The organism is Tritonibacter sp. SIMBA_163 (genome assembly GCF_046535935.1).
GTDB classification, from domain to species: Bacteria; Pseudomonadota; Alphaproteobacteria; order Rhodobacterales; family Rhodobacteraceae; genus Epibacterium; species Epibacterium scottomollicae.
In genome coordinates, this window is the sequence record NZ_JAWJBP010001200.1 from 1 (window position 1) to 240 (window position 240).

General features: G+C 68.8%; 1 protein-coding gene. It reads left to right on the top strand.

Features of this window, described 5'->3' with window-relative positions; genetic code table 11:
* Positions 1-165 (top strand): ATP-dependent helicase C-terminal domain-containing protein (locus R0J92_RS26130; RefSeq protein WP_411053832.1); only part of this gene is annotated, 165 nt, incomplete at its 5' end.
* Positions 166-240 lie beyond the last annotated feature (75 nt).

Consider the following 240-nt stretch of genomic DNA (forward strand, 5'->3'; position numbering starts at 1 on the left):
TCACCCGCCCGCCGCCCGATCCAGATCACCCGCGACCTGCCGGGGTTCTGGTCCGGCTCTTATGCCGATGTGTGCAAGGACATGCGCGCGCAGTACCCCAACCACCCCTGGCCCGAAGATCCGACCCAGGCCGAGGCCACCCTGCGCGCCCGCCCCCGGCGCTGAGATCGCAAAGTTTGCACCAATTCGTATCATGCAGGCGCCGCCCCCCCGGCCTGCCGTGTCGTAACTCCGTTGCAC